Below are 1,017 nucleotides of genomic sequence, written 5' to 3' on the forward strand. Positions count from 1 at the left end.
TCGGCCTTCCATGCTGAGGAGCTGCTGGCGGGTTTTCGTCGAGGGGTCTTCGTCGGGGAAGCGCAGGCGGTACATGGCGCGGGCGACGTCGAGGCGGGTGCGTCGGTTGGCCCAGGCCGTGGCCTGTGCTTCGACGAGGTGGCTGGAGCGGGTGAGGGCGCGGCCGGCGGCGTAGAAGCGGACGCCTTGTTCGCCGACCCAGGCGACGCCCGCGCCGCACTCGCCGAGGACGGACATGGCCTGGTGGGTGATGCGGGTGCCGGGGCCGAGGAGGAGGGTGCCGATGGTCGCGGACGGGATGTGGGTGACCCCGTCCGCGTCGGTGGCGGTGATGGCGTTGTCGTCGCGGTGGACGGTGCAGCGTTCCAGGTAGAGGAAGGAGACCCGGTCGCCGACCCTGGTGAGTTCGCGGGGAGTTGAGGCGCCGCGCCGGCCGACGGTGCTCATGACGGCTGGAGGGGGGCGAGGGTCATCAGGCCGCAGCCGTACGCCTTCGCCTTGCCCAGGCCGTTGGTGAGGGTACGGCGGAAGGTGTCGGCGTCGGTGACGCGCAGGCGGCCGTCGAAGGTGACCCGGGTGATGCGTACCTGCGGGCGGCCGTTCGCCGTACCGGCCTTGGTGAACTGCAACGGCATCCGGTCGTGGACGATCACCTCGTGCTGATGGCCGTGTTCGGTCAGGCGGCGCTCGGCGGGGGTTTCTATGACCTCGAAGCCTGCGTTCTCCTGGCGTTTGAGCAGCCAGCCGATCTGGTGGCGGGGAGTGATGTGCGCGGCGCGCTTCGTCGGGGCCTCCCGGGAGTCCTCGTCGCGCCGGATGTTGTGCACGGGGTTGGCGGTGAGACGGAAGCCCCAGGTGCTGCCCTTGGTGAGGCGGTCGAGGAATTCGTCGTAGGCGAAGGTGGTCCAGCCGGGTTCTGGCAGTCCGGGCCAGCCCGCCTCCTCGACGAGGTGGGTCAGGTCGGGGCGGCCGGGGCTGACGATGAACAGGTCGGCGCGGCCCGCTGCGGCCGGGTCC

Annotated in this window: 2 protein-coding genes; both read right to left on the reverse strand. The window is 71.2% G+C overall.

Annotated features, from left to right (window positions below; all coding sequences use genetic code 11):
- A partial coding sequence (locus tag PV682_RS44085; protein ID WP_319738605.1) for a CRISPR-associated endonuclease Cas1 occupies positions 1 to 447 on the reverse strand: 447 nt, incomplete at its 3' end.
- On the reverse strand, positions 444 to 1,017 hold a 574-nt coding region (gene cas6e / locus PV682_RS44090), incomplete at its 5' end, for a type I-E CRISPR-associated protein Cas6/Cse3/CasE (RefSeq protein ID WP_319738606.1). The genes PV682_RS44085 and cas6e, both read right to left, overlap by 4 nt.

Origin of the sequence: Streptomyces niveiscabiei (genome assembly GCF_033794345.1) — a bacterium.
Classification (GTDB): Bacteria; Actinomycetota; Actinomycetes; order Streptomycetales; family Streptomycetaceae; genus Streptomyces; species Streptomyces niveiscabiei.